The organism is Pseudomonas sp. NPDC085632, from assembly GCF_044541255.1.
Lineage (GTDB): Bacteria > Pseudomonadota > Gammaproteobacteria > Pseudomonadales > Pseudomonadaceae > Aquipseudomonas.
Genome location: NZ_JBITSX010000038.1, coordinates 1 through 23,060, shown reverse-complemented (window position 1 = coordinate 23,060; position 23,060 = coordinate 1). Strand labels below are relative to the sequence as shown.

General features: G+C 59.5%; 15 protein-coding genes. 9 read left to right on the top strand and 6 right to left on the bottom strand.

The window, feature by feature from the left end:
* Positions 1-127: 127 nt before the first annotated feature.
* Positions 128-439 carry an Mpo1-like protein gene (locus ACIF4X_RS21010; RefSeq protein WP_397483583.1) on the top strand — a complete coding sequence of 104 codons (312 nt, stop codon included), beginning with the start codon at positions 128-130 and terminating at the stop codon, positions 437-439.
* 14 nt (positions 440-453) lie between these two features.
* Positions 454-1,044 (top strand): HD domain-containing protein, encoded by a 591-nt coding sequence (locus tag ACIF4X_RS21005; RefSeq protein WP_397483582.1) that lies wholly within the window; start codon positions 454-456, stop codon positions 1,042-1,044.
* 116 nt (positions 1,045-1,160) lie between these two features.
* Here the strand turns inward: ACIF4X_RS21005 and ACIF4X_RS21000 are convergent, their stop codons facing one another.
* Positions 1,161-1,976, bottom strand: coding sequence for a UDP-2,3-diacylglucosamine diphosphatase (locus ACIF4X_RS21000; protein ID WP_007919701.1), 816 nt, complete (start codon positions 1,974-1,976; stop codon positions 1,161-1,163).
* 133 nt (positions 1,977-2,109) lie between these two features.
* Between ACIF4X_RS21000 and ACIF4X_RS20995 the strand changes: the two genes are divergently transcribed.
* Positions 2,110-2,874: an AraC family transcriptional regulator gene (locus tag ACIF4X_RS20995; RefSeq protein ID WP_397483581.1), complete on the top strand. Its 765-nt coding sequence runs from the start codon at positions 2,110-2,112 to the stop codon at positions 2,872-2,874.
* 112 nt (positions 2,875-2,986) lie between these two features.
* Positions 2,987-3,880 carry a DMT family transporter gene (locus ACIF4X_RS20990; protein ID WP_397483580.1) on the top strand — a complete coding sequence of 298 codons (894 nt, stop codon included), beginning with the start codon at positions 2,987-2,989 and terminating at the stop codon, positions 3,878-3,880.
* On the opposite strand, the gene ACIF4X_RS20985 is transcribed toward ACIF4X_RS20990, so the two are convergent.
* Positions 3,874-4,161, bottom strand: a complete 288-nt coding sequence (locus ACIF4X_RS20985; RefSeq protein ID WP_397483579.1) for a SelT/SelW/SelH family protein — start codon at positions 4,159-4,161, stop codon at positions 3,874-3,876. The two genes, ACIF4X_RS20990 and ACIF4X_RS20985, sit on opposite strands and share 7 nt — an antisense overlap.
* A 71-nt stretch (positions 4,162-4,232) precedes the next feature.
* On the opposite strand from ACIF4X_RS20985, the gene ACIF4X_RS20980 reads away from it, so the two are divergent.
* Positions 4,233-6,422, top strand: coding sequence for a patatin-like phospholipase family protein (locus ACIF4X_RS20980; protein ID WP_397483578.1), 2,190 nt, complete (start codon positions 4,233-4,235; stop codon positions 6,420-6,422).
* A 120-nt stretch (positions 6,423-6,542) separates the two neighbouring features.
* Here the strand turns inward: ACIF4X_RS20980 and ACIF4X_RS20975 are convergent, their stop codons facing one another.
* From ACIF4X_RS20975 to recQ, 3 genes are all read right to left on the bottom strand, one after another.
* A complete protein-coding gene (locus tag ACIF4X_RS20975) occupies positions 6,543-8,321 on the bottom strand; it encodes a FimV/HubP family polar landmark protein (protein WP_397483577.1) in 1,779 nt (592 codons plus the stop codon).
* A gap of 127 nt (positions 8,322-8,448) precedes the next feature.
* The gene (locus tag ACIF4X_RS20970) at positions 8,449-8,883 is read right to left on the bottom strand and encodes a MarR family transcriptional regulator (protein ID WP_007919713.1); all 435 of its coding nucleotides are present in this window, start codon (positions 8,881-8,883) and stop codon (positions 8,449-8,451) included.
* 403 nt (positions 8,884-9,286) lie between these two features.
* Positions 9,287-11,416 carry a DNA helicase RecQ gene (recQ, locus tag ACIF4X_RS20965; RefSeq protein ID WP_397483576.1) on the bottom strand — a complete coding sequence of 710 codons (2,130 nt, stop codon included), beginning with the start codon at positions 11,414-11,416 and terminating at the stop codon, positions 9,287-9,289.
* 384 nt (positions 11,417-11,800) lie between these two features.
* Here recQ and ACIF4X_RS20960 point away from each other — a divergent pair, with 384 nt between their 5' ends.
* The 4 genes from ACIF4X_RS20960 (at position 11,801) to ACIF4X_RS20945 (ending at position 17,454) form a co-directional block, all read left to right on the top strand.
* Positions 11,801-12,388: a YecA family protein gene (locus ACIF4X_RS20960; RefSeq protein ID WP_064119603.1), complete on the top strand. Its 588-nt coding sequence runs from the start codon at positions 11,801-11,803 to the stop codon at positions 12,386-12,388.
* 10 nt (positions 12,389-12,398) lie between these two features.
* The gene (locus tag ACIF4X_RS20955; protein WP_397483575.1) at positions 12,399-12,794 is read left to right on the top strand and encodes a YbaN family protein; all 396 of its coding nucleotides are present in this window, start codon (positions 12,399-12,401) and stop codon (positions 12,792-12,794) included.
* Positions 12,795-12,916: 122 nt separating this feature from the next.
* Positions 12,917-16,540 carry a hypothetical protein gene (locus tag ACIF4X_RS20950; RefSeq protein WP_397483574.1) on the top strand — a complete coding sequence of 1,208 codons (3,624 nt, stop codon included), beginning with the start codon at positions 12,917-12,919 and terminating at the stop codon, positions 16,538-16,540.
* 554 nt (positions 16,541-17,094) lie between these two features.
* The gene (locus tag ACIF4X_RS20945; protein WP_397483573.1) at positions 17,095-17,454 is read left to right on the top strand and encodes a DUF6124 family protein; all 360 of its coding nucleotides are present in this window, start codon (positions 17,095-17,097) and stop codon (positions 17,452-17,454) included.
* Between the two features lie 191 nt (positions 17,455-17,645).
* Here the strand turns inward: ACIF4X_RS20945 and ACIF4X_RS20940 are convergent.
* On the bottom strand, positions 17,646-23,060 hold a 5,415-nt coding region (locus ACIF4X_RS20940; RefSeq protein ID WP_397483572.1), incomplete at its 5' end, for an Ig-like domain-containing protein.

Sequence of the window (23,060 nt, the reverse complement as noted above, 5' to 3'; positions counted from 1 at the left end):
CCTGATTTGCGAAGGATACTAAAGTGGCGCCGATTGTCACTGGCCCACGCCAATGATCACTCTAGACTCAAATAAGCTACCCGCAGAACAACTCGTCGCCAGAACAATAACCACAGAGAACGCGGTCGTGGAAAACATCAAGCATTTCAACAGCTTCGCTGAGTTTTACCCGTATTACCTCAGTGAACACAACAACAGCACCTGCCGGCGCCTGCATTTCATCGGCACGACACTGGTGATTTTCATTTTCGCGATGACCATCGCCAAAGGCGCCTGGCTGCTGCTATTGGCCGTGCCACTGGCCGGTTACAGCTTCGCCTGGGTCGGCCACTTCTTCTTTGAAAAGAACCGACCGGCGACTTTCCAGCATCCGCTCTACAGCCTGCTCGGCGACTTCGTCATGTACCGCGACATGATTCTGGGTCGCGTGGCGTTCTGAATGAGGGTCAGCCAATGAATGCCAATGCCCGTTTCACCCATATGAAAGACGGTACCCAAGAAGACTGGGCGATCATCGCCGCCGACTTCAGTGCCTACGCCAAACAGTTGCCGTCGCGAATCCTGACTCACCTGAAACTGCTTGAAGGCGACTTCGGGGGGTTCCCGGTGGATCGCCTGACCCACTCACTGCAAACCGCGACCCGCGCCTTTCGTGACGGGCGCGACGAGGAGTATGTGGTTTGCGCGTTGTTGCATGACATTGGCGACACGCTCGGCTCGTATAACCATCCGGACATTGCTGCGGCGATTCTCAAGCCGTTCGTCAGTGCCGAGAATCTGTGGATGGTCGAGAAGCATGGTGTGTTTCAGGGTTACTACTTCTTTCATCATCTGGGCATGGATAGGCATCTGCGCGAGCAGTTCAAGGAGCATCCGCAGTTTCAGGCAACCGCCGAGTTTTGCGCCAAATACGATGCGGCGGCGTTTGATCCGGGCTATGACACGCTGCCTTTGAGTTTCTTCGAGCCGATGATGGAGCGGTTGTTTGCGCAGCCGAAGAACTCGATTTACAAGGCGGCAATGGCAGAACACACCAGCGTTTGATGTTGTCTGTTCCGGCCTCATCGCTGGCAAGCCAGCTCCCACAGGGTTGTATGGCGTTCACAAAACCTTGTGGGAGTTGGCTTGCCAGCGATGAGGCCCTCTAAAACACCCGAGAGTCAGGCGAGTTCGGCGACTTTGGCCGCTTTCAGCTCCGCTTCGCGCGCCTGCGCATCCGCCAGTCGATACAACTCGATCGTGCCATCCCAGTGCTCGATCAGCGCCGTGCACGATTCCACCCAATCGCCGCAATTGAGGTAATCCACCTCCCCTACCTTGCGGATTTCGGCATGGTGAATGTGTCCGCACACCACGCCATGCAACTCGCGCTTCACGCATTCATGGGCGATGGCTTCTTCAAAGTCGCTGATGAAACTCACCGCGGTTTTCACCTTGTGCTTCAGGTATGCCGACAACGACCAGTAACCATAGCCATAGCGCGCACGCCAATGGTTGAGCCAGCGATTGAGGGTCAGGGTGAATTCGTAGGCGGAGTCGCCGAGGAAGGCCAGCCAGCGGTGATAACGGGTGATGACATCGAACTGATCGCCGTGAATCACCAATAGATGCCGCCCGTCGGCGGTGACATGCACCGCCTCGTCGACCAACTGGATATTGCCCAGAATCAGCTTCGAATAGCGGCGCAGGAATTCGTCATGGTTGCCAGTGACGTAAATGACCTCGGTGCCGCGCTTGCTCATGGTCAGCAAGCGGCGGATCACGTTGGTATGTGCCTGCGGCCAGTACATGCCGCCGCGCAGTTTCCAGCCATCAATGATGTCGCCGACCAGGTAAATCTTGTCAGCGTGATAGCCCTTGAGAAATTGCGACAAGTGCTCGGCCTGGCAATCCCGCGTGCCCAGGTGCACGTCGGAGATCCACAGGGTTCGCACGCGTTGTTTGCGACTGGGTCTGGCGAGCTCGGCGCTGGTCATGGGCAACCCTCTGTGATGTTTTCGCCACTCTGCGCCTGCCCGGTTAATCGACCATGACAAGCGTGAGTCAGTCCTGTGACAACGCATTGCGCATGCGCCGGTGTAGACTGGCTACCTAGCCGGAGACCCTGCCATGCGTCCGATCCTCACCCTGCGTCAGTACACCCGCGATTTGATCGTGCACAGCCATGAGCACGCGCAATTGGTGTTTGGCTTGTCCGGTGCGCTGGATTTCGAGGTCGAAGGCTGTGGCAGTCAGGTGCGCCAGCAGAGTTTCGTGGTGATTCCGTCCGGCGCGCATCATGCCTGCGGCAGCCCCGATGGCAGTCGCTGTCTGGTACTCGATATCCCTGAAGGACAATGGGTGACCGATTCACTCGGCGAACATGCCGAGGCCAGTCGCCGCCTGCTCGACCAGCCGGCGCGGCGATCATTGGATGCGGGGCAAAGCCAATTGGTCAGTTGGCTGGCGAACAGCCCGGTCAGCGATCCGTTGATCGCGCAACAAGGCGCGGTGTTGCTGCTGGCCAGCCTCACTCTGGCGCAACCTGCCGAACTCGCCGCGCGACGCCTGCCTTATGCCGCGCTGGATGCGCACATCGAGCAATACGCCGCTTACCCTTTGCAAGTCGCCGATCTGGCGCGAGTCGCCGGTTTATCCAGCGCACGTCTGCATGCACGGTTCATGGCCGAATGTGGACAGACACCGATGGACTACATTCGCAGCCAGCGCCTGCATCTGGCGGTGCAACTGCTGCGCGACACCGCGTTGCCGATAGGTGAAATCGCCAATCGCGTCGGTTACAGCTCGCAGAGTGCCTTTTCAGCCGCGGTCCTACGTGAGTTCGGCTCATCACCCGGCCAGCTTCGGCGCGATTCCTACGACAAAAGACGATAGTCTGCCGACAGACTTGTAGGCCGATACAGGGTTCAATGGACGTATTGATCGTTCCCGCGCTCCGCGTGGGAACGATCAATCACAAGAAACCGTGTCTGGATTAAGGAATGCAATGACTCCGCGTACCGCCCTCGGCGCTCTGCATATCGGCGCTTTGATGTTTGGCCTGACCGGTGTGTTCGGCAAACTCGCTGCCGCGTCCCCCGCTGTGATCGTCTTCGGTCGCGCGGCTTTCGCCGTTGTCGCCTTGGCGTTCTTCGCCCGTTTTGCCAGTCAGCATGGCTGGCACAAACTTCAGGCCGTGGACTGGCGGCGCCTGGCCCTCAGCGGCGTGTTGCTGGCCGGGCACTGGGTGAGCTTCTTCATCTCGGTGAAGATCGCCGGTGTCGCCATCGCAACATTGGGCTTTGCCAGTTTCCCGGCCTTCACGGTGATTCTTGAAGGGCTGATCTTCCGCGAACGCATTCGCGCCAACGAGATTCTGCTGGTGGTACTGGTGAGCATCGGCCTGATTCTGGTGACCCCGGCCTTCGACCTGGGTAGCGGCGCTACCGTTGGTTTGCTTTGGTCGGTGTTGTCGGGCCTGCTGTTCTCGCTACTGTCACTGACCAACCGCGCCAGCTCCGGGCGCATCCCGGCGGTGCAGGCAGCGCTGTGTCAAAACGTCGTGGTGGCGCTGTGTCTGCTGCCAGTCGCGGCGCCGCAATTGAGCGACGTGCGCGCACTGGACTGGCTGTGGATCGCCCTGCTCGGAGTGTTCTGTACCGGCATCGCCCACAGCCTGTTCGTGGCCAGTCTGGCGGTGATCAAGGCACGGACGGCTGCGGTGGTATTTGCCATGGAGCCGGTCTACGGCATCACCGTCGCCTGGCTGTTGTTCAATGAAAACCCGACGCTACGGATGTTGATGGGCGGCGCATTGATCATCATCGCCATCGTCGTGTCCGCGCGGATGTCCGGCAGCGCCGACAAGAAAACCATCGCCGCCGAAGCCGCGTCTCACTGAGTGCGGTCGTTGTGACCGAGGTCGCGGTCAGGATCGATCTGATCGCGAACTCGCTGCTTCAAGACCTTGGCCTCTGGAAAACCGCCATCAGCCTTGCGTTCCCAGATCTGCACACCGTCGCAGGTGATGTGAAACACCCCGCCGGTGCCGGGCACCAGTGAGACTTTGCCGAGATCGTCGGCAAAGGTGCTGAGCAGTTCCTGCGCCAGCCACGCGGCGCGCAGCAGCCACTGGCATTGGGTGCAATAAGTGATAACAACTTCTGCTTTTGCGACAGTCATGTTTGCTGGAACTCCTGAGACAGAGGGCGCCGCTATAATAGCCGGCTTTATCGCTTGCCCCGAGACTCACAATGCGCCGTCTGCTGTTCTGCCTGCTGCTTGGTTTCCTTCCATTGCTTGTCCACGCCAGTGAAGCGCCGCGACCGAAAGTCGGCCTGGTGCTGTCCGGCGGTGCTGCGCGCGGACTGGCGCACATCGGCGTGCTCAAAGCACTGGAAGAGCAAGGCATCAAGATCGATGCGATCGCCGGCACCAGCATGGGCGCAGTGGTCGGTGGCCTGTACGCCTCGGGTTACAAGATCGATGAGTTGGAAAAACTCGCGCTGAACATCGACTGGCAAGCCGCGCTGTCCGACGCCCCGCCGCGTGAAGACGTACCGTTTCGGCGCAAACAGGATGACCGCGACTTCCTGGTCAAACAGAAACTCAGCTTTCGTGACGACGGCAGTCTCGGCTTGCCACTGGGTGTGATTCAGGGCCAGAACCTCTCGTTGTTGCTGGAAAGCCTGCTGGCCCACACCAGCGATACGCGGGATTTCGACAAACTGCCGATCCCGTTCCGCGCTGTCGCCACCGACATTTCCAACGGCGAAAAAGTGGTGTTCCGCAAAGGTCATTTGCCTCAGGTGATCCGCGCCAGCATGTCGATCCCGGCGGTGTTCGCCCCGGTCGAACTCGACGGTCGACTACTGGTGGACGGTGGCATGACCGACAATATTCCGCTCGATGTCGCGCGGGAAATGGGCGTCGACGTTGCCATCGTTGTCGATATCGGCACACCGTTGCGCAACCGCAAGCAACTGACCACCGTGGTCGATGTGTTGAACCAGTCGATCACCCTGATGACCCGCAGTAACTCCGAAGAACAACTGGCCGCGCTGAAAACTTCCGATGTGCTGATCCAGCCTGCGCTGGCGGCATTCGGTGTCACTGATTTCGGCAAGGCTCAGGAGATGATCGACGCCGGTTACCGCGCTACCCGCATCCTCGATGCGCGCCTCGCCATCCTCAAACCCAAAGAATCCCAGGACGCCGAACTCAACGCCGCGCGTTCGCCGGGTCAGCGCACGCCGATCATCACCGCGATCCGCGTCGAGAACGACTCAAAAGTCGACGACGATGTGATCCGCTACTACATCCGCCAACACATTGGCGAACCGCTGGATCTGGCTCGATTGCACTCGGACATGGGCACTTTGTACGGCCTCGATTACTTCGAGCAGGTGCAATACCGCGTGGTGCATAAAGGTCAGGATCACACGCTGGTGATCAGCGCCCGGGGCAAACGCAGCGGCACCGATTACTTGCGGGTCGGCCTCAATCTCTCGGACGACATGCGCGGCGACAGCGCCTTCAACCTCGGCGCCAGTTACCGCATCAACGGCATCAACCGCCTCGGCGCGGAATGGCTGACCCGCGCGCAGATTGGCGATAAACAAGAGTTGTACACCGAGTTCTATCAACCGCTGGACGTTGGCTCGCGCTACTTCGTCGCGCCGTACGCCTCGTTCGAAGCACAAAACGTCGACTCGGTGCTCGACAACGATCCGATCGCGCAGTATCGCGTCGAGCGCTACGGTTTCGGCCTCAACTTCGGTCGCCAGATCGGCAACAACGGCGAAGTGCGTTTCGGTGTCGGCGAGGCCTGGGGCAAGGCCGATGTGCGCATTGGCGATCAGGATCTGCCGAGTGAAAACTTCAACGAAGGCTTCTACGCGCTGAAGTATTCCTACGATTCGCTGGATAACGTCTACTTCCCTCATGAAGGCAAGGACGTCAGCCTGACGCTGATGCAGTTCGAACCAGGCCTGGGTTCGGATACGCGCTACCGACAGTGGGAATTCAAACTCGACAAAGCCATGAGCCGTGGCCCGGATACGCTGATTCTCGGTGGTCGTTACGGGCGAACGCTGGACGATGCCAACGTGGTGACGTCAAGCTTCCTGCTTGGCGGTGCGCGGCAGTTGTCGGGGTTCAGAGAAGACGCGATTTCCGGGCAGAACGTCAGCCTGATGCGCGCGGTGTACTACCGCCGGCTGACGCCGCGCTCGTATCTGCCGCTGGACTTCCCTCTGTATGCCGGCGCCTCGCTGGAGCGTGGACGGGCGTGGAACAACGACAATGAGTTCGACAGCGGCTATATCAACGCGGCCAGCGTGTTCATCGGTTTTGACACGCCGCTGGGGCCGTTGAATTTCAGTTATGGGTTGAATGATGCGAATGAGCAGGCGGTGTACTTGAATCTTGGCCAGACTTTCTGACCACGGCGCCCGACAAACCGCTATCGCGAGCAGGCTCGCTCCCACAGGGAACGCATTCCAATGTAGGACCGAGCCTGCTCGCGAAGGCGGTATCAGATCAAGCGCAAATCGATCGGGGGGTCAGCGAATCCCCGCCAGCAATGTCCGCGCCGTTTGCTTCAAAGGCTCATCGCCTTCCTTGAGCAACTCAGTGAGCAACGCAATCGCACTGTCGATGTCACCATCATCAATGCAGGTCTGCGCCTGTTCGAGCTTTCCAGAGTTTTCGTCGTGTAGCAGCTCCGGTGCCTGCAAATCCAACGGTTGCAACGCCAATGACGGCTCCGCATCAGCAAACTCATTGAGAAAATCTTCATCCAGCGGGCCGGCGTCCGATTCAGGGATCCACTCAAGCTCGGCGTCTTCGCTGGCCGCTTCCGGCAATTCAAAGTCCTGAGGCAATACTTGCAGGCCGGAACCCAGCGCCGAGGTGTCTGCAACTGGCTCTGCGGTGGCTGAACGACTGTCTTCCAGATCCCAACTGGAATCCATCGACAACTCGCCCAGGTTCAATTCGAAATCATCCTCAAGTGCCGGTTTGGCCTCGACAAGGGGCGCAGCCGCAATGACGGGCTGCACTGCGGCCAATGGTGCAGCACCCGCCAGTTTCGGATGTCGAACGCGAACGTCCTGTAACGTCTGGGCATCCACGCCCTGTTCACGCAAATGACTTTCCTGCTGCTCATACGCGGCGCTGTCACCCTGACGCCCCAGGACTTCAAGCAACTGCAAACCAATGTCCGTACGCTCCGGTTCCTTATGCAAGGCATCGCGCAGCAACCCCGCAGCTTCGCCCAGGCGACCATAGGCCAGATAGATCCCCACCGCCTCCAGGACATCGCCCGCCGCCGGTTCTTCACGGTGTTGGGCTGAGGTGTGAGCCCTGACAGACTCGGCGTTTTCGACTTCAGCTACATCAGGTTCATCGCCCTGCGGCAACAGTGGCAGCGGTTGATCAGCCTGTTGCGGCTGTTGCGGCTGTTGCCGTCGGCGGTGCACGAACAGCCCGGCCAATGCCCCCAACAACAGCAACAGGCCGCCAAGCAATGGCCAGTTCAACCCGTCATCTGTGGACTCAACAGGTGCCACAACCGGAGCAGGTGCCGGGGTTACCTCGGTCGGTGGCGGTGCTTTTTTGAGTTCGAACAATTGCGTTTGCAGCTCAGTGACCTGCTTCTTGCCCTCGGCAATCTGCACATCCTGCGTCTGCAGTTTGGTGTTCAGTTCATCGACGGTCTTTTGTAATTGCTGATTCAGCAAGACACTGGCAGCCAGTTGCTCGGCCAGTGCATCGTTGGCGGGCGGATTTGCAGGCATTGGCGCGGGCACGGCGTCGCGTTTGGCCTGAGGTGCCTGCGGCGCTGCCACAACGGGCTCGACAGTGGGAAACGCGGAGGATTGCGCACGTGGATCCGGTTCATCGGTGGCCGGCACGATACCCGGCGAACCCGGTGGATCGATCAACACGGTGTACTCACGCAGCAACCGGCCGTTGGGTTGATTGAGCTGCACGAGGAAATTCAGAAAAGGTTCGTTGACCGGTTTGCTTGAGGTCACCCGGATCATCTGCCGATTGCCATGCAGGATCGGGACGAACCTGAGGTCGTTGAGGAAGAACACCCGCTCGACCCCGGCCTCGGCGAACTCATCCGCCGTGGCCAGGCGCGCGGCCAAATCGTTTTGCGTCAGCCCGCCGACATCGACCAAAGCAATGTCGGCCTTGAGCGGCTGATTAAGGCCTGAATGGACGGTGATATCACCCAGCCCCAAGGCCATCGACCAGGCCGAATAACTGAATACACCAGCGACCAGCAGCCATTTGGCGCCGCCGCGCAGTAACACGTGCCGACTTGCGAGCATGAGCATCCCTTAAATAAGCAAAACCGACTTCTATGCGTTCGCACATCCGGTACGAACACGATATTGCCCAGTAGTTCTTATAGTCGGCTCAGCGCGATCTCTCAAAGATCCGGCACGTGGATGTGCCTCAAGATTTTTCCAGGTTGGCCAGAATGTGCCCGTGAACCCGCATGCACACCTTCAAATCCGCCTCGTCGACGCCTTCGAACAACTCATGACGCAACTGTGTGGCAATGGTTTCGATTTGTTCGATCAGCGGCAGGGCCGGTGCGCAAAGGACGATTTTTTTCGCCCGGCGGTCTTCCATTACGGACTGGCGTTGCACCAGGCCCTGGCTTTCCAGACTATCGAGCAATCGCGCGAGGGTCGGCCCTTCGACGCCGACACTCTGCGCCAGCTCACGCTGGGTCGGCGCTTCTTCAAAACGCGCCAGATGCAGCAGCACCAGCCAGCGCGCCTGGGACAACCCCAGCCCGGCGAGGCGTCGATCCAGTTCGGCACGCCAGCCACGGGACATCTGGGCCAGTTGCATGCCAAAGCGGTGTTGATCGGTTAACGGCATAAAACACTCACGGTTAGACTGAAAATAAAGAATTTCTAATTATTAGCCAGCTAAGCATGAGCTGCAGTTATAGGCAAGTGGCGGTCTGTACTGAATCGTTACATCTTGAAAGCCCCTCACCCTAGCCCTCTCCCAGAGGGAGAGGGGACTGAATGGGGGATGCTTCAGAATTACGCCGACCTGATCCTGCTTTACCGAATCCATAATTGGAGGCCCCTCCCCCTGTCCCTCTCCCAGAGGGACAGGGGACTGAATGGGGGATGCCTGGGATAATTCAGCGACTTTAACGTGCCTTGGTGAATCCATAATCGACTCGGGTTTTCAGGTCGATGTATAGCGCAAGACACCTCGGTCGGCCCCCTCTCCCTCTGGGAGAGGGCTGGGGTGAGGGTGCTCAGGCGAATTACATTTCGAATTCGGATTGCAACGCAGCCCGCACACAATACAGCACGCCCTCCGGAACGCGGCCGGCAAACAACTCGGCGATTTCAGCGACCGACGGCAACTCGCCTTCGCCATCGAGGAACGCGTCCTGCACTTCGCCCATCAGCTCTTCCGGCAAATCCAGCGCCTGCTCCAGTGACAACTGCTGCTTGCCGATCGCCTCAGCGAGCATGGTGTAAACGTTCTTTTCCGAGCACTGCAACTGACCGGCGATTTGCAGCGGGGTCATGCCCGCGCGAGCCAGGGTGATCAGTTCGTGGCGCACGTCGGCCACTGCTTTCGGCGCCTCGACCTCGCCGCCGAGCACTTCGAGGAAGGCATCGCCATAGCGTTCCAGCTTGCGTGCGCCAACGCCGCTGACCCGGGCCATTTCCGCCAGCGAGGTCGGCTGGCTGCGGAGCATTTCCAGCAAGGTCGAATCGGGGAAGATGACGTACGGCGGCACGCCATGTTCTTCGGCCAGTTTGCGCCGCAGGGCGCGCAAGGCTTCCCATTGTTCACGCTCTTCGCCGCGCACCAGTTGGCTGGCCGGGCTCTTGCTGGCGGTTTTGGCGGTGACCTGCGGTTTGAGATCGCGGCGCAGCTCCAGCGTGACCTCACCCTTGAGCAATGGTCGGCAACTGTCATTCAAACGCAGACCGCCATAGCCTTCATGATCGACGTCTGCCAGACCGCGCGCGACCAATTGGCGGAACAGCGAGCGCCACTCGCTCTCACTCAGTGCCTTGCCAACGCCGTACACCGACAGATGCTGGTGGCCAAAACTGCGGACTTTTTCGTTTTCCTTGCCCAACAGCACGTCGACCAGATGCCCGACACCATAACGCTGGCCGGTACGGAAAATCGCCGACAGCGCCTGACGTGCAGGCTCGGTGGCATCCCAGGTCTGCACGCCATCGACGCAGTTGTCGCAATGGCCGCACGGCTCCGGCATGTCCTCATCGAAGTACGCCAGCAGGGTCTGGCGACGGCAGCGGGTTTCTTCACACAGCGACAGCATGGCGTCGAGTTTGTGCTGTTCGAGACGCTTGTGCCGCTCGTCGCCTTCGGAGTTTTGCAGCATCTGCTTGAGCATCACCACGTCTTGCAGACCGTAGGCCATCCACGCATCCGCCGGCAGGCCGTCACGGCCGCCGCGCCCGGTTTCCTGGTAATACGCCTCGAGGGATTTCGGCAGATCGAGATGCGCGACAAAACGTACGTTGGGTTTGTCGATGCCCATGCCGAACGCCACGGTGGCAACCATGATCAGGCCTTCCTCATTGAGGAAGCGCTTCTGGTTGAAGGCACGTAGTTCATTGGGCAAACCGGCGTGATACGGCAGCGCCGGAAAGCCCTGCTCGCTCAAAAACGTTGCGACTTCTTCGACTTTCTTGCGCGACAGGCAATAGACGATGCCGGCATCGCTGCGCCGCTCGGCGAGGAATGCCAGCAATTGCTTGCGCGGCTGCTCCTTGGGCACGATGCGGTAGAAGATGTTCGGCCGGTCGAAGCTCGACAGGAAGCGCTCGGCATTCTGTAAATGCAGACGCGTGACGATTTCTTCGCGGGTGCGCTTGTCGGCGGTGGCGGTCAGGGCGATGCGCGGTACGTCGGGGAACATCTCGGCCAACTGGCCCAGTTGCAGGTATTCCGGACGGAAATCGTGGCCCCATTGCGACACGCAGTGCGCTTCATCGATAGCGAACAATGCGATGTTCAGACCTTGCAGGAACGACAGCATGCGCGGCTGCACCAGACGTTCTGGTGCCAGATACAGCATCTTCACTTCGCCGCGCTTGATCCGCGCCGCCAGGTCACGTTGCTGCTCGGCGCTCAACGTGGAGTTCAGCGCGGCGGCGGCCACACCGAGTTCTTCGAGGGTGGCGACCTGATCGTCCATCAGTGCGATCAGCGGCGACACCACCACCGCCAAGCCATCACGCAGCAGCGCCGGCACCTGGAAGCACAGCGACTTGCCGCCACCGGTAGGCATCAGTACCAGCGCATCCCCGCCGCTGGCCACGCGCTCAATGATTGCACCCTGACGGCCACGGAAACTGTCGTAGCCGAAGATGTCCTTGAGGACGCGCTGAGCCTGTTCGAGCATAAAAACTCCAAAAATCTACCGATACATCCCTGCTCAGGCTGGTTCAGAACAGCCGGGGCTGCTTAAACAAAACGTAAGAGCGCATTGCATGACAGCCGCAAGAGGGGCAGGGATCGCAAAACGCGGCAGTATACCCGAGCCCTCCCCTGCACAGGGCGACACCCGTCGATACAATCGCTGATAGCTGATACCTGTGTAGGAGCTGCCGAAGGCTGCGATCTTTTGATCTTGTCTTTATTAAAAGCAAATCAAAAGATCGCAGCCTTCGGCAGCTCCTACAGGGTGTATGCAGGGTATGGCAGGTCAAATCTGCCATGCGGCTGGCTTGAGCGCGCAAGAAGGCCTAGAATTCCCGCATTGTTTATTCCCCAAGGTAGCCCCGTAATGTCCTTCGCTGAGCAACTGACCCGCCTGCAAGTTTTCCTCGACGCCGACGAGCTGCATGACGAGGCGCTGGATTACGTGGCCGCTCACGGCTACCTCACCGCACTGTCAATCTGCTCGGACGTCGTGCCGGACCGTGAGTGGATCGATGCCTTGTTCGCCGAAGAACCGCACTACAGCGGCGAAGCCCAGCGCGAAGAGATCGAAGCCACGCTCATCGGCCTCAAGGCACACATCGCCCGTCAACTGGCGTCCGATGAAGAGTTCGAGCTGCCATGCGAACTGGATCTGGGCGACGAGCCCGACGATTCCGAACTGCGCGGCTGGTGCATCGGTTTCATGGAAGGCGTGTTCCTGCGGGAAGCGGCCTGGTTCGAAACCGCCGAAGAAGAAGTCAGCGAAATGCTCCTGCCGATCATGGTCGGTTCGGGCCTGTTCGACGAACAGCCAGAGTTCGAAGACATCGCCAAGGACGCCAACCTGATGGACGACATGATCGTACAGATCCCGGAAGCCCTGACCGCGCTGTACCTGCTGTGCCAGGCGCCAGACGAAAAACCGGCGATCCTCAAGCCACGTCACCACTAAGATCCGGCCTATGGACAACCCCATAGGCAACCGCCCCCTGATGTTGCGCTACTTTCTGCTGGCCGTCGGCTGGCTCAGCGTGGCATTGGGGGTGATCGGTATTTTCCTGCCGGTCCTGCCCACTACCCCTTTCCTTCTGCTCGCCGCGGCCTGCTTCGCGCGCAGCTCTCCGCGTTTCTATCAATGGTTGGTCGAGCATCCACGGCTCGGGCCATGGATCCGCGATTACCTCGATGGCAACGGCATTCCGCTCAAGGGCAAGGTCTACGCAATCGGGCTGATGTGGGCGAGCATTCTGTTCTCGTGTTACCTGGTGCCGTTGCCGTGGGCGCGGGGGTTCATGTTGACCAGTGCGGTACTGGTGACGGTTTATATTTTGCGGCAGAAGACTTTGCGCAAACCTTGAGCCATAACGTTACTACCGTTTGTCTAAAACGTTAAAACACCTGTCAGATCTGACAGGTGCGCATTTCTCGATTCCGCGCCCTAATCACTCCATCGCCCAAACCCCCGGCAGGAGTGCCCGTCATGCTCGTCCAACCACGCAAACAAATCTCTGTCCTGTCCCTCCTCGACCCGGAAATCCCCGGCGGCATTCTGTTACCGGACGGCACCTGGGGCATCAACCTCGCCGCCGCACGACTCAACTTCATCAAGGGGCTGAAGACCCAGATTTCCGCCTGGAACAACATGAGTGTGGGCGACAACTGCAAATTGCTTCTGAACAAAACCATGGTGGATCAAAAGACCATCACCGATAAGATCGAAGTGGACAAGCGCGTCACCCTGTTCGTCGCGCCCGAGCGTTTGCCCAGCGGCGACTGGGAACTGTCCTACCAGATCACGCGGTTCGGGCAGAAGCCCGAGCCAGGACCGACGATCAAGCTCTTCGTCAAACTCGAACTGCCCGGCGGTCAGGACACCAATCCCGACTATGGCCACTCCGAACTGACCATGGCCTTCGATCCGCCGGATGTGGTGCGCGACGGTGTCGACAAGGCCACCGCCGAGGAAGGCGTGCTGATCTACGCCAAACCCAAGCCCGGCGATGGCTGGCTCTACCGGAACTGCGCCGTCGGTGATGTGCTTATCCTCGCCTGGGCCGGGAAAACCGTGGAGTCCGAGCCTGTCACCCAGGAACAGTTCGACGATCCAGAGGGGAATCCCATCGTGGTTCTGGCCGACAAGACCACCATCCTCTCAGCCGGCGACTCCGATGGGGTGTCGGTCAGCTACAAGATCCGCGACCGCGTGCACAACGAGTCCGAAGATTGGTGCGAGGCCGTGCGTATTGTCGTCGACACCCAGGGCTTGCGGCTGGGGGCGCCCATCCTCAAACAGGCCGATGGTCTCATCGTGAATCTGGAGGCGCTGGGAGACGAACGGCCGCAGGTAGAAGTCTGGGCGGAGGACGGCAACACCTTCAAAAAGAACGACGAGATCTACCTCAGCGTCTTCGGTACCGACGACGAAGGTAAAGAGATCAGCGAATTGGTGATCCAGCGTATTGAAACCACGCCACCGGTGCGAGTCTCGATCGCGCACAACAACAGCACCCTGCGCGCCTTGGCCAAACGTACGGTGGTGTACTCCTATCACGTACGTCGCGGCGGCGTCGTGGTCGACAACTCCAGATCCAAGTCCCGCGCCTACAGCGTCATCGGTGAGGCCACGCGCCTGGCGGCCCCGATTGCGCTGGACGCCATCAGTGGCGCGCTCGACCCGAATGCGCCCGAATACCGCATCCGTATCCCCTACGATCCGCTGATCACCCCGGACAACGCCATCGAGCTCAAATTGTTCGGCACCCGGTCCGACCTCACGATTTACGACCCCGAACTGGACTGGTATTTCCCCAGCCAAGACGAGGCCGATGACCCCGAGGGGTTCATCATCACCGTCGCCGGCGAACACGGCAAAACCCTGGAGGGCGGCACGCTGCGTCTGTCGTACAACCTGCTGAGCGACGAAAACGGCACCATCACCCGCCGCGCCTCGCTGCACGCCTCGTTGCTCAACGTCGGTAAAGCGCAACGGGAACTGGTCAAACCCATCGTCCTTGGCGAAAAGGACGGAGCCCTGGAACCCAAGGACCTGCCCGGTGGCGTCAGCAAAATCACCGCCCCACGGCCGGTGGCCACTCCGACAGAATCCAACGATATCGTGAAATTTTTCTGGATCGTTGAAGGCAATGAGCCTGTTACCGACTTTAAAAAACTCAACGTATTGTCCAAGGACAAGGACGTGGATTTCCCGCTGAACGCGGCGTTTGTGGCCCAGCACATCGAGCCTAATCGCGGGAAAAAAGTGAAGGTTAACTACGAGATTTTTCGGGCGGCCAGCAACACGACCAGCTATTCGAATGATCTGGAGTTTACGGTGGGGCAACCGGTGGCGCTCGATCCGCCGACCATCGACTCGGTAACCGGCTCGGTCAGTGGCAAAGAGATCCCAAGCGACACCAGCACCACCGAGACCTCATTCAAATTCCAAGGCAAGGCCAGCGCAGGGCTGACGATCGAGTTGCGTGATAACAGTGAGCTGGTAGAAACCATCACTGTCGGTGCGAACGCGGTATGGGAACATGCTTTGAACCTGCAACCGGTGGGAGATCATCGCTATACGGTCAAGGGCAATTACGGCGATATGCCGGAGTCAGAGGCATGGATCATCAAAGTCGCCGAGGAGGAAATTCTTCTGCCGCCGACACTCGTCAAGCCAGCGGCGAATCCGATCGATGTACTGGCCTATCCAAACGGGGTAACAGTACGCATTGAGTATCTCGGCGCACGGAAAGAAGATCGCGCACGTCTGGTGGAGGTCAAGCAACCAGCAGGCTCGCCGCAGTTTCCGCTCGTGGCGTTCAACGCTAATAAACGCACAAACACCGTATTGAGTCCGGCGTTTTTGGCTGCCAGGCATGGCAAGGAAATTCTGTTGCGGTGGAATTTGAATCGGGATGGTGGTCAGGCTGCTATATCTCCGCCACTGGCGCTTACGATCCAGCCAATTTCTCCTGAAGATTCGCGCTTGCCTAAACCGCAAATCAATCAAGGGTTAGAACTGGATGTCACTCAGCTGCAGGCCAGTGACCGTTTGACTGTGCCTCCCTGGCCCGGCGAAGTATACGGACAAAGGTTGTGGCTGCGTTACGAAGAGGTGACGAACGCCACTCCTGTTGCGCCCTTCAACGATCTTGTCAGCGAATTTCATATCCAACTACCCGGTCTGAGCCGAGAACTACCAGGTAGCTGGCTGAAGACACTCAAGCACGGCAGTACACTGAAAATCAGTTTTTTGGTAAATATGGCCGGAGGAACAGCAGAAACTGAAGCCGTGTTTTTTCCAGTACGAACGTACTTGATCAAATCATTGGTATTGACTGTTCCCAGGCTTCTGGACCTACCAGGCCCGACGCTGGATTTTGACGACATCGCGGATACAGGGGCGAGTATTGAAGTTCCGGCTTATAGAGGGATGTCAGTAGGGCAGTCAGTAAAAGTCGAACTTGAAGGTGTAGCTCCGGGGTACACAACAGAATCAAAATATATTGCAGACATTGGTGCCCTGATCTTTTCGATCCCGCGACCGGTATTCATTGCCAATGCTGGCCGATCGGTCAACATCACCTATCTAGTTGCTTACACCGAAGGCCAGTGGGAAAAACCTGCCTCTCCCCCACTGCAATTGAACGTTCTTGCCAATACTTGGCAAGACTCGATAACTGATTTCAATGGTAATACGGGGGGGTGGGTGTTTGGACCTGCATCGAGAAGGGCAACACTGCAAAATGGCTACTATGAGAACAAGTCTTGGGAACACTCGGGAAACTCGGGTGTTGCATTGCACCGGACCTTTCAGTTCAAAGCGGCAAGAACCTATCGCTTTACCTACCGAGTAGCGAATATAAATCCGCAGCCTGACAATCTTCCACCGAGGATCAGCATAAGCACCTCAAGCGGTTTAGCAATTCTGGGAGTGTTTGTCGTTCCCCGAACAGGCGCCTATTACGAACAAACCGCTATTTTCAGAGTCCCGGCTAGCGGTTCTTACACAATTAATGTGGTAAGTCATGAAGATCGGGGAGGTGCTGCCAATGCGGATGGGGGGAATGAATACCGTATCGACAGTATTTATGTAAGGCGGCAATAAGCAGTCGGACAACCAAACACAAAGGGGGGCGAATTTATTTAACCAGTGATTTAAATAGCGAGGCTTGATCGAGATTTTTCTGCTGACCCGAATGGCCCTTTCGCGAGCAAGCTCGCTCCCACAGGGAAACGCATTCCAAATGTGGGGGCGAGCTTGCTCGCGAAGGGGCCAGTTAAGTCAGTGCAAATCGCCTTTTAAACACTGGTGTTTAAAAGACACCTTCAGACACGCCTTCCAAGCTACAAAATCTTGCGCAATTGCCTACAGCCAAGCCAGAATCCGCCGGCTTGTGCGCTTTGGGGTCGGGTTCTATTGTGGTCCGGTCGCTGACGAATCAGCGATCGGGTTTAGCGATCCGATACCTTACAGACGCTCAATCCCCAGTCTCAATTGCAGCTTTGTCTATCTGCACTTGGCGTCATGGTGGCTGTGCGTGGGAGACCTTCGGGTCTACCCGGGGTTTCTGTGACCCGGATCGCTAACCTGCGTACAGCCGCCACCTTTACTTGTTTAGCGATGAGCCGTGGCGGCCAAATCAACCACGGAGTCTCACCATGATCAAACCAACACCCAACCCACCCGAAATCGATCTCGCCTCCCCCTACGAATCCCTCGATTCGAAAAAGCTCAACGACGCCGCCGAACGCGCCCTCGATCACTACCTCTGCCCACCCGGCTCCACGCCACCACCGCGTAAGACCCGCCGGATGTATGCCGTTACCGCAGACTTCAAAAACGAAGAACTGCTGGCCGATGCCAGCGAAACACTCGCCTCAGCCAGAACCATCGCTCATGACTTCGCCCACCTCATACCCGTGTCGCAGCGCAGGACGCTGTTGGGGATTGCGCAACTAATCATGCTGGGTGAACTGGCGGTAAATCGGGTGATGGATAATCTGGAGTTGCCGCAGTAGCGACACGCGATGATCGTTCCCACGCTCCTGCGTGGGAATGCCTCAACGGACGCTCCGCGTTCGGCTTTGGAAGGGACGCGGAGCGTCCCGGGCTGCATTCCCACGCAGAGCGTGGGAACGATCACGTCAGGCAGAAGAAACCCGCCGTCCCGGTTGTACGGGACAGCGGGTTTTGTCGTTTCAGGCGTCGCTTACACCGTATCCACCTTCAACGAATGATCATTCAACATCCCGCTGATGATCGTTGCCGTGTCATGCCCACCGGCAACCACGCCGCCCGCCCCCGGCGTCACCCCGTAATGGCTGGCGAGATTCACACCGGCCAGGTCGATGGTCTGGTTCGGCGTCGCGCCGGCCATGGCGCTGACGTCGATGCTGGTGAGGACCGAGGCGCCGCTGCCGCTGACGGTGAAGTGCAGGTAGTCGTCCAGCGACGCCGTGGTGCCGTTTTCGCCTTGCAGCAGTTGCGACAGGTCGAGCTTGTCGGTGCCGGGGGTGAAGTCGGTGATCAGGTCGTGGCCGCTGTTGCCCTTGAGCCACTGGAAGGTGTCGGCCCCTGAGCCACCGGTCATGGTGTTGTTGCCCATGCCCCCGATCAGCAGGTCGTCACCGCCGCCGCCGTTGAGGATGTCGTTGCCCAAGCCGCCGTTGATCACGTTGTTATTGTTATCGCCGGTGAGGGTGTCGTTGAAGTTCGAGCCGATGAGGTTTTCGATACCGGTCAGTGTGTCTGTGCCGGCGCCAAGGGTGTTTTGCGCACCGAGCAGGCCGAGATTGACGGTGACGGCAGCCGTGGCATGGGCGTAACTGGCGGTGTCGATGCCAGTGCCGCCGTCGAGCAGGTCATTGCCCGGGCCGCTGTAAAGCAAGTCGTTGCCGGCGCCGCCGTGCAGCTCGTTATTGCCTGAGCCTGCGGTCAGCACATCGTTGCCGTCGCCGGCGTTGATGATGTTGTCGCCAGTGCCGGCCACCAGCACGTCATCCCCCGAGGTGCCGGTGAGGGTGTGGCCGTCCTGATAACTGATGGTCACGTTGGCCGTGTCGCTGCCGCCATGGTTGTCGTTGGCGGTGTAAGTGCCGTGGAAGTCCGGGGTGATGTCATGCGCCCCGGCGTAGTTGACCGTCATGGTCAGTTGATAGTTTTCCGCGGCGTTGGTGTTGCTACCGCTGGTGTTGGTGATGTTGGTCACGTGGATCTGATACGTGCCGTCGGCGCTGGCGGTAATGGTGCCGCCGTCGGCAATTGTCACGAACGCGCCACCGTTGAGCGAGTACTCCATGGTGATGTGCCCGGCCGCCAGGTTGTGGTCCAGATTCAGCGTTTCGCCCTGCTTCAGTTTGACGGTGATCAGGTCTTCATCGTTGGCATTGGCGTTGGTCACCGCCCCGAGGTAGCCGCTGATCACCAGTACAGCGGTCATCGCTGCGGTGTTGGCCGCGAACGCATTGCGCACATCGGCCAGGGTCTGGTTGGCGGCGCTGTTGCTGTTGCCGTTGAACGTGATCGCGCCGGTGCCGGTGAAGTCCGCGCCCTTCGCTGCCCAACCCGTGTTGAAACTGGTCGGCGTGGCGTTGAGCGTATCGCCGTTCGGATCGGTGTCGTTGGCCAGCAACAATTCGCCCGGCACCACGATATTGCCCGACAGCACGTTGGTGATGACATGGTCGTCCACGGCCACTGGCGGTGCATTGGGAATGACTTTCACGGTCAACGTGGAGCTGGCGAGGTCGCCATCGTTGTCGCTGACGGTGAAGCCGATGTTCTCGGTGATGACCACGGCGGTGGTTTTCTGCGAGGTGTAGGTGTAGTCGCCAGTGTCGAGATTGATCAGCAGTGTGCCGCCGTTATTGGTGGCGATGCTCAACGTGTTGTTGGCGGTGTTGAAAGTACCGTGATTGGTGCCGCCGCTTGGCGTCAACGAGCCTTGGCCGCTGAGGGCTTTCGGATCGTAGGTGTAGGTGGTGCCGTCAACGACGATGGACTTGATAAAACCGCCATCGGCGCCAAAGGTGCCGCCCTCGCCCAGCAACGAACCGGTGACCGGCGCGCCCTGTACGGTGCCGGACAGTACCGAGTTGAGTTGATTGAGGTCCGTCACCACCACTGCGTTGGTATTGGTGTGGCTGATGCCGTCATAGGCCAGCGGATCGAGGTTGGCGTTGCTCACGCCGCTGCCCAGGCCAATCGCGTAGTTCTTGATGTTGTTGGCATCGAGGAAGTTTTTCAGCGCGGCTTCGTCAGCAGCGTTGATGTCACCTTCGTTGGGTTTACCATCCGAGAAGAAGTAACCGACGTTTTGCGCCCCGGTGAGTTTGCCCGAGGTATTGAACGCAGTTTGCATGACCGCCACTGCCGCGTCGTAGTTGGTGCCACCGCCAGCGGTGAGTCCGGCGAGAATGGTTTTCGCTGTGGCCACATCGACCCACACCGAGGTGCGGTCAGTAGCATTGCTGCTGAAGGTGACGAGCTGCACTTTCACATCGCCGAGGTCATCGTATTTGTCGAGCAAGGCGCTGATCGCCTGCTTGGCCAGCGCCAGTCGCGACAGGCCCGGCACGCCGGAGGCGTCGGCCATACTGCCGGAGATATCGAGGACGATAAGCAGGTTGGAATCGATCTCCACCGCGGCTACCGAACGATCCGACGCAACGGCTTTTGGCACGTCATCGACGATGTTCACCACGAGAGTGCTGGTGGTGCTGTTGCCCAGTGCATCAGTGGCTTTGTAGGTGAAACTTTCGCTGAGGGTGTTCGCCCCGTCGTTGGCGTTCGGTGTGGTTTTCGGTGCAGAGGTCAGCGTGTAGGTGTAGGTGCCGTCGGCGTTAAGCTGAATCTGCCCGTAAGTGCCAGTGGCGCTGCCAACCAGGGTGTAGGTGATCGCGCCCGTGCCGCCGGTGACCGCGCCGACCAGTGTGCCGGTGGCGGTTTCGCCAGTGTTGGTCGGGTCGCTGCCGGTGACCGTACCGGGGGCCAGATCCGCGCCGTCCTTGCTCAGATCGAGGGCTTTTTCGTAGACCGTCACGTCCTGATCGACCGAGGCCACCAGTTTGCTGTCGGCGACGTTGATGGTGATGGTCGTGGTGCTTTCATCGCCGTCGCTGTCGCGGATGGTGTAGGTGAAGGTGTCGGTGGCGCCCGGCGGGCTCACCGAGTTCGGGTTGCTGTGGTAAACGGCGTTGCCCAGCGCATCAAGGGTCAGGTAGCCGAAGCTGCCATTGATGTTGCTGTTGAGGCCACCGATGGCCGAGGTGCCGGTGTTGCTGCCGGCGCGTACGCCGACCACCGTGGCCGCGCCATCGGCACCGCTGATGTCATTGCCCAGCACGCTGACGTTGACCGTACCGCCCTCGGCCACCGAGCCGGTGTCGGGTTTGGCGGTCGGCAGGTCATCAATGATGTTGACGTTGATCTGACCGTTGGCGGTACTGCCATCGGTGTCGGTGGCCACGACGTTGAAGTTCTCGGTGAGGCTGTTGGCGCCGTTAGCGGTCGGGTGGGCTTCGTTGTCGACCAGGGTGTAGCTGTAACTGACGACACCGGTCGCCGGGTTGTAACCGGTGATGGTGAAAGTGCTGCCCAACGGCGAAACCACCGATTGCGGGAAGCCTGCGGCGACACCGTTGGTCACTACGGCAATGCCGCCGACGGTCAGAGTTTGCAGGCCATCGAGCGCAGTGACGGTGAAAGTGCCGCTCTGGGTCAGCGCCGGGGTGTCGGGGCTGGTGCCGTCGCTGAGGTTTTTCTCGTAGACGGTGAGTTCGCCGCCGTTGACGTCGAGGCCGTTGAGCACCACCGGATCGTCATTGTTGTGGATGTTCAGCACCAGGTTGGCGGTGCTGGTATCGCCGTCGGCATCGGTCAGGGTGTAGGTGAACGTCTCGGTGCCGTTGCCGCCGCCGTGCAGGTTTTTGAAGTCGGCATCGTTGGGGTTCAGCGTGTAGGTGTACGTGCCGTTGGCGTTGAGCACCAGCGTGCCGTAAGTACCGGTGAACGTGCCGGCGGTGATCGGCCCGGCATTCGGTCCGGTCGCGACCAGGTCGGCGCCTTGCACATCGTTGGTCAGCACATTGCCAGTGAGCGTCAACTGGGTTTCCGCAGCCGTGTTGGCGTTGCTGTCGTTCAGCGCTTTTGGCACGTCATCGACGATGCTCACAACGATGGTGCTGGTGACGATGTTGCCCAGCGAGTCGGTGGCCTGATAGGTGAAGGTTTCAGTCAGGGTGTTGGCGCCGTCGTCAGCATGCGGCGTGGTGGTCGCCGGCGAGGTCAGCGTGTAGGTGTACGTGCCGTTGGGGTTGAGGACGATTTGCCCGTAGTTGCCGGTGGCGCTGCCGACCAGCGCGTAACTGATCGCTCCGACTGCCCCGGTGACCGAGCCAACCAGGGTGCCGGACGCAGTTTCGCCGGTGCTGGTCGGGTCGCTGCCGGTGACCGTACCGGGCGCCAGATCCGCGCCGTCCTTGGTCAGGTCGAGGGCTTTCTCGTAGACGGTGACGTCGGTGTCGCTGGTCGCGTTCAGTTTGCTGTTGGCGACATCGATGGTGATGGTGGTGGTGCTTTCATCACCGTCGGAATCGCGCACGGTGTAGGTGAACACATCCACCGCACCCGGACCGCTCACGGCGTTGGGATTGCTGTGATAGACCGCGTTGCCGTTGGCGTCCAGGGTCAGGTAGCCGTAGGTGCCGTTGATGTTGCTGTTGAGCCCGCCGATGGCCGACGTCGATGTATCGGCGCCGGCGCGCACGCCGACCACCGCGCCAGTCACGGCCGGGCCATCGGCACCACCAATGTCGTTGTCCAGCACGTTGCCACTGACGGTGCCGCCCTCCACCACCGATGCGGCGTCAGGATGGGCGCTGGGCAAGTCATCGACGATATTGACGTTGATCTGGCCGCTGGCGGTGCTGCCATCAGTGTCTGTGGCGACGACGTTGAAGTTCTCGGTGATGCTGTTGGCGCCGTTGGCGTTCGGATGGGTTTCGTTGTCGACCAGTGTGTAGCTGTAACTGACCACGCCGGTAGCGGGGTTGTAACCGGTGATGGTCAACGTGCTGCCGAGCGGCGTGACGATCGATTGCGGGAAGCCTGCCGCCACGCCACCGGTGACCACGTTGATGCCGCCCACGGTCAGGGTTTGCAGACCGTCGAGGGCCGTCACGGTAAAGGTGCCGCTCTGGGTCAGGGCCGGTGTGTCAGGGCTGGTGCCGTCACTGAGGTTTTTCTCGTAAACCGTCAGTTCGCCGCCGTTGACGTCGAGGCCATTGAGGTAGACCTGATCGTCATTGTTGTGGATGTTCAGCACCAGGTTGGCGGTGCTGGTATCGCCGTCGGAGTCGGTGAGGGTGTAGGTGAACGTTTCGGTGCCATTGCCGCCGCCGTGCAGGTTTTTGAAGTCGGCATCGTTGGTGTTCAGCGTGTAGGTGTAAGTGCCGTTGGCGTTGAGCACCAAGGTGCCGTAAGTCCCGGTGAAGGTGCCAGCGGTGACCGGACCGGTTGCTACACGGTCAGCGCCTTGCACGTCATTGGTCAGGACGTTGCCGGTCAGGGTCAGCAGAGTTTCCGACGCGGTGCCGACGCTGGAATCGTTCACGGCTTTTGGCAG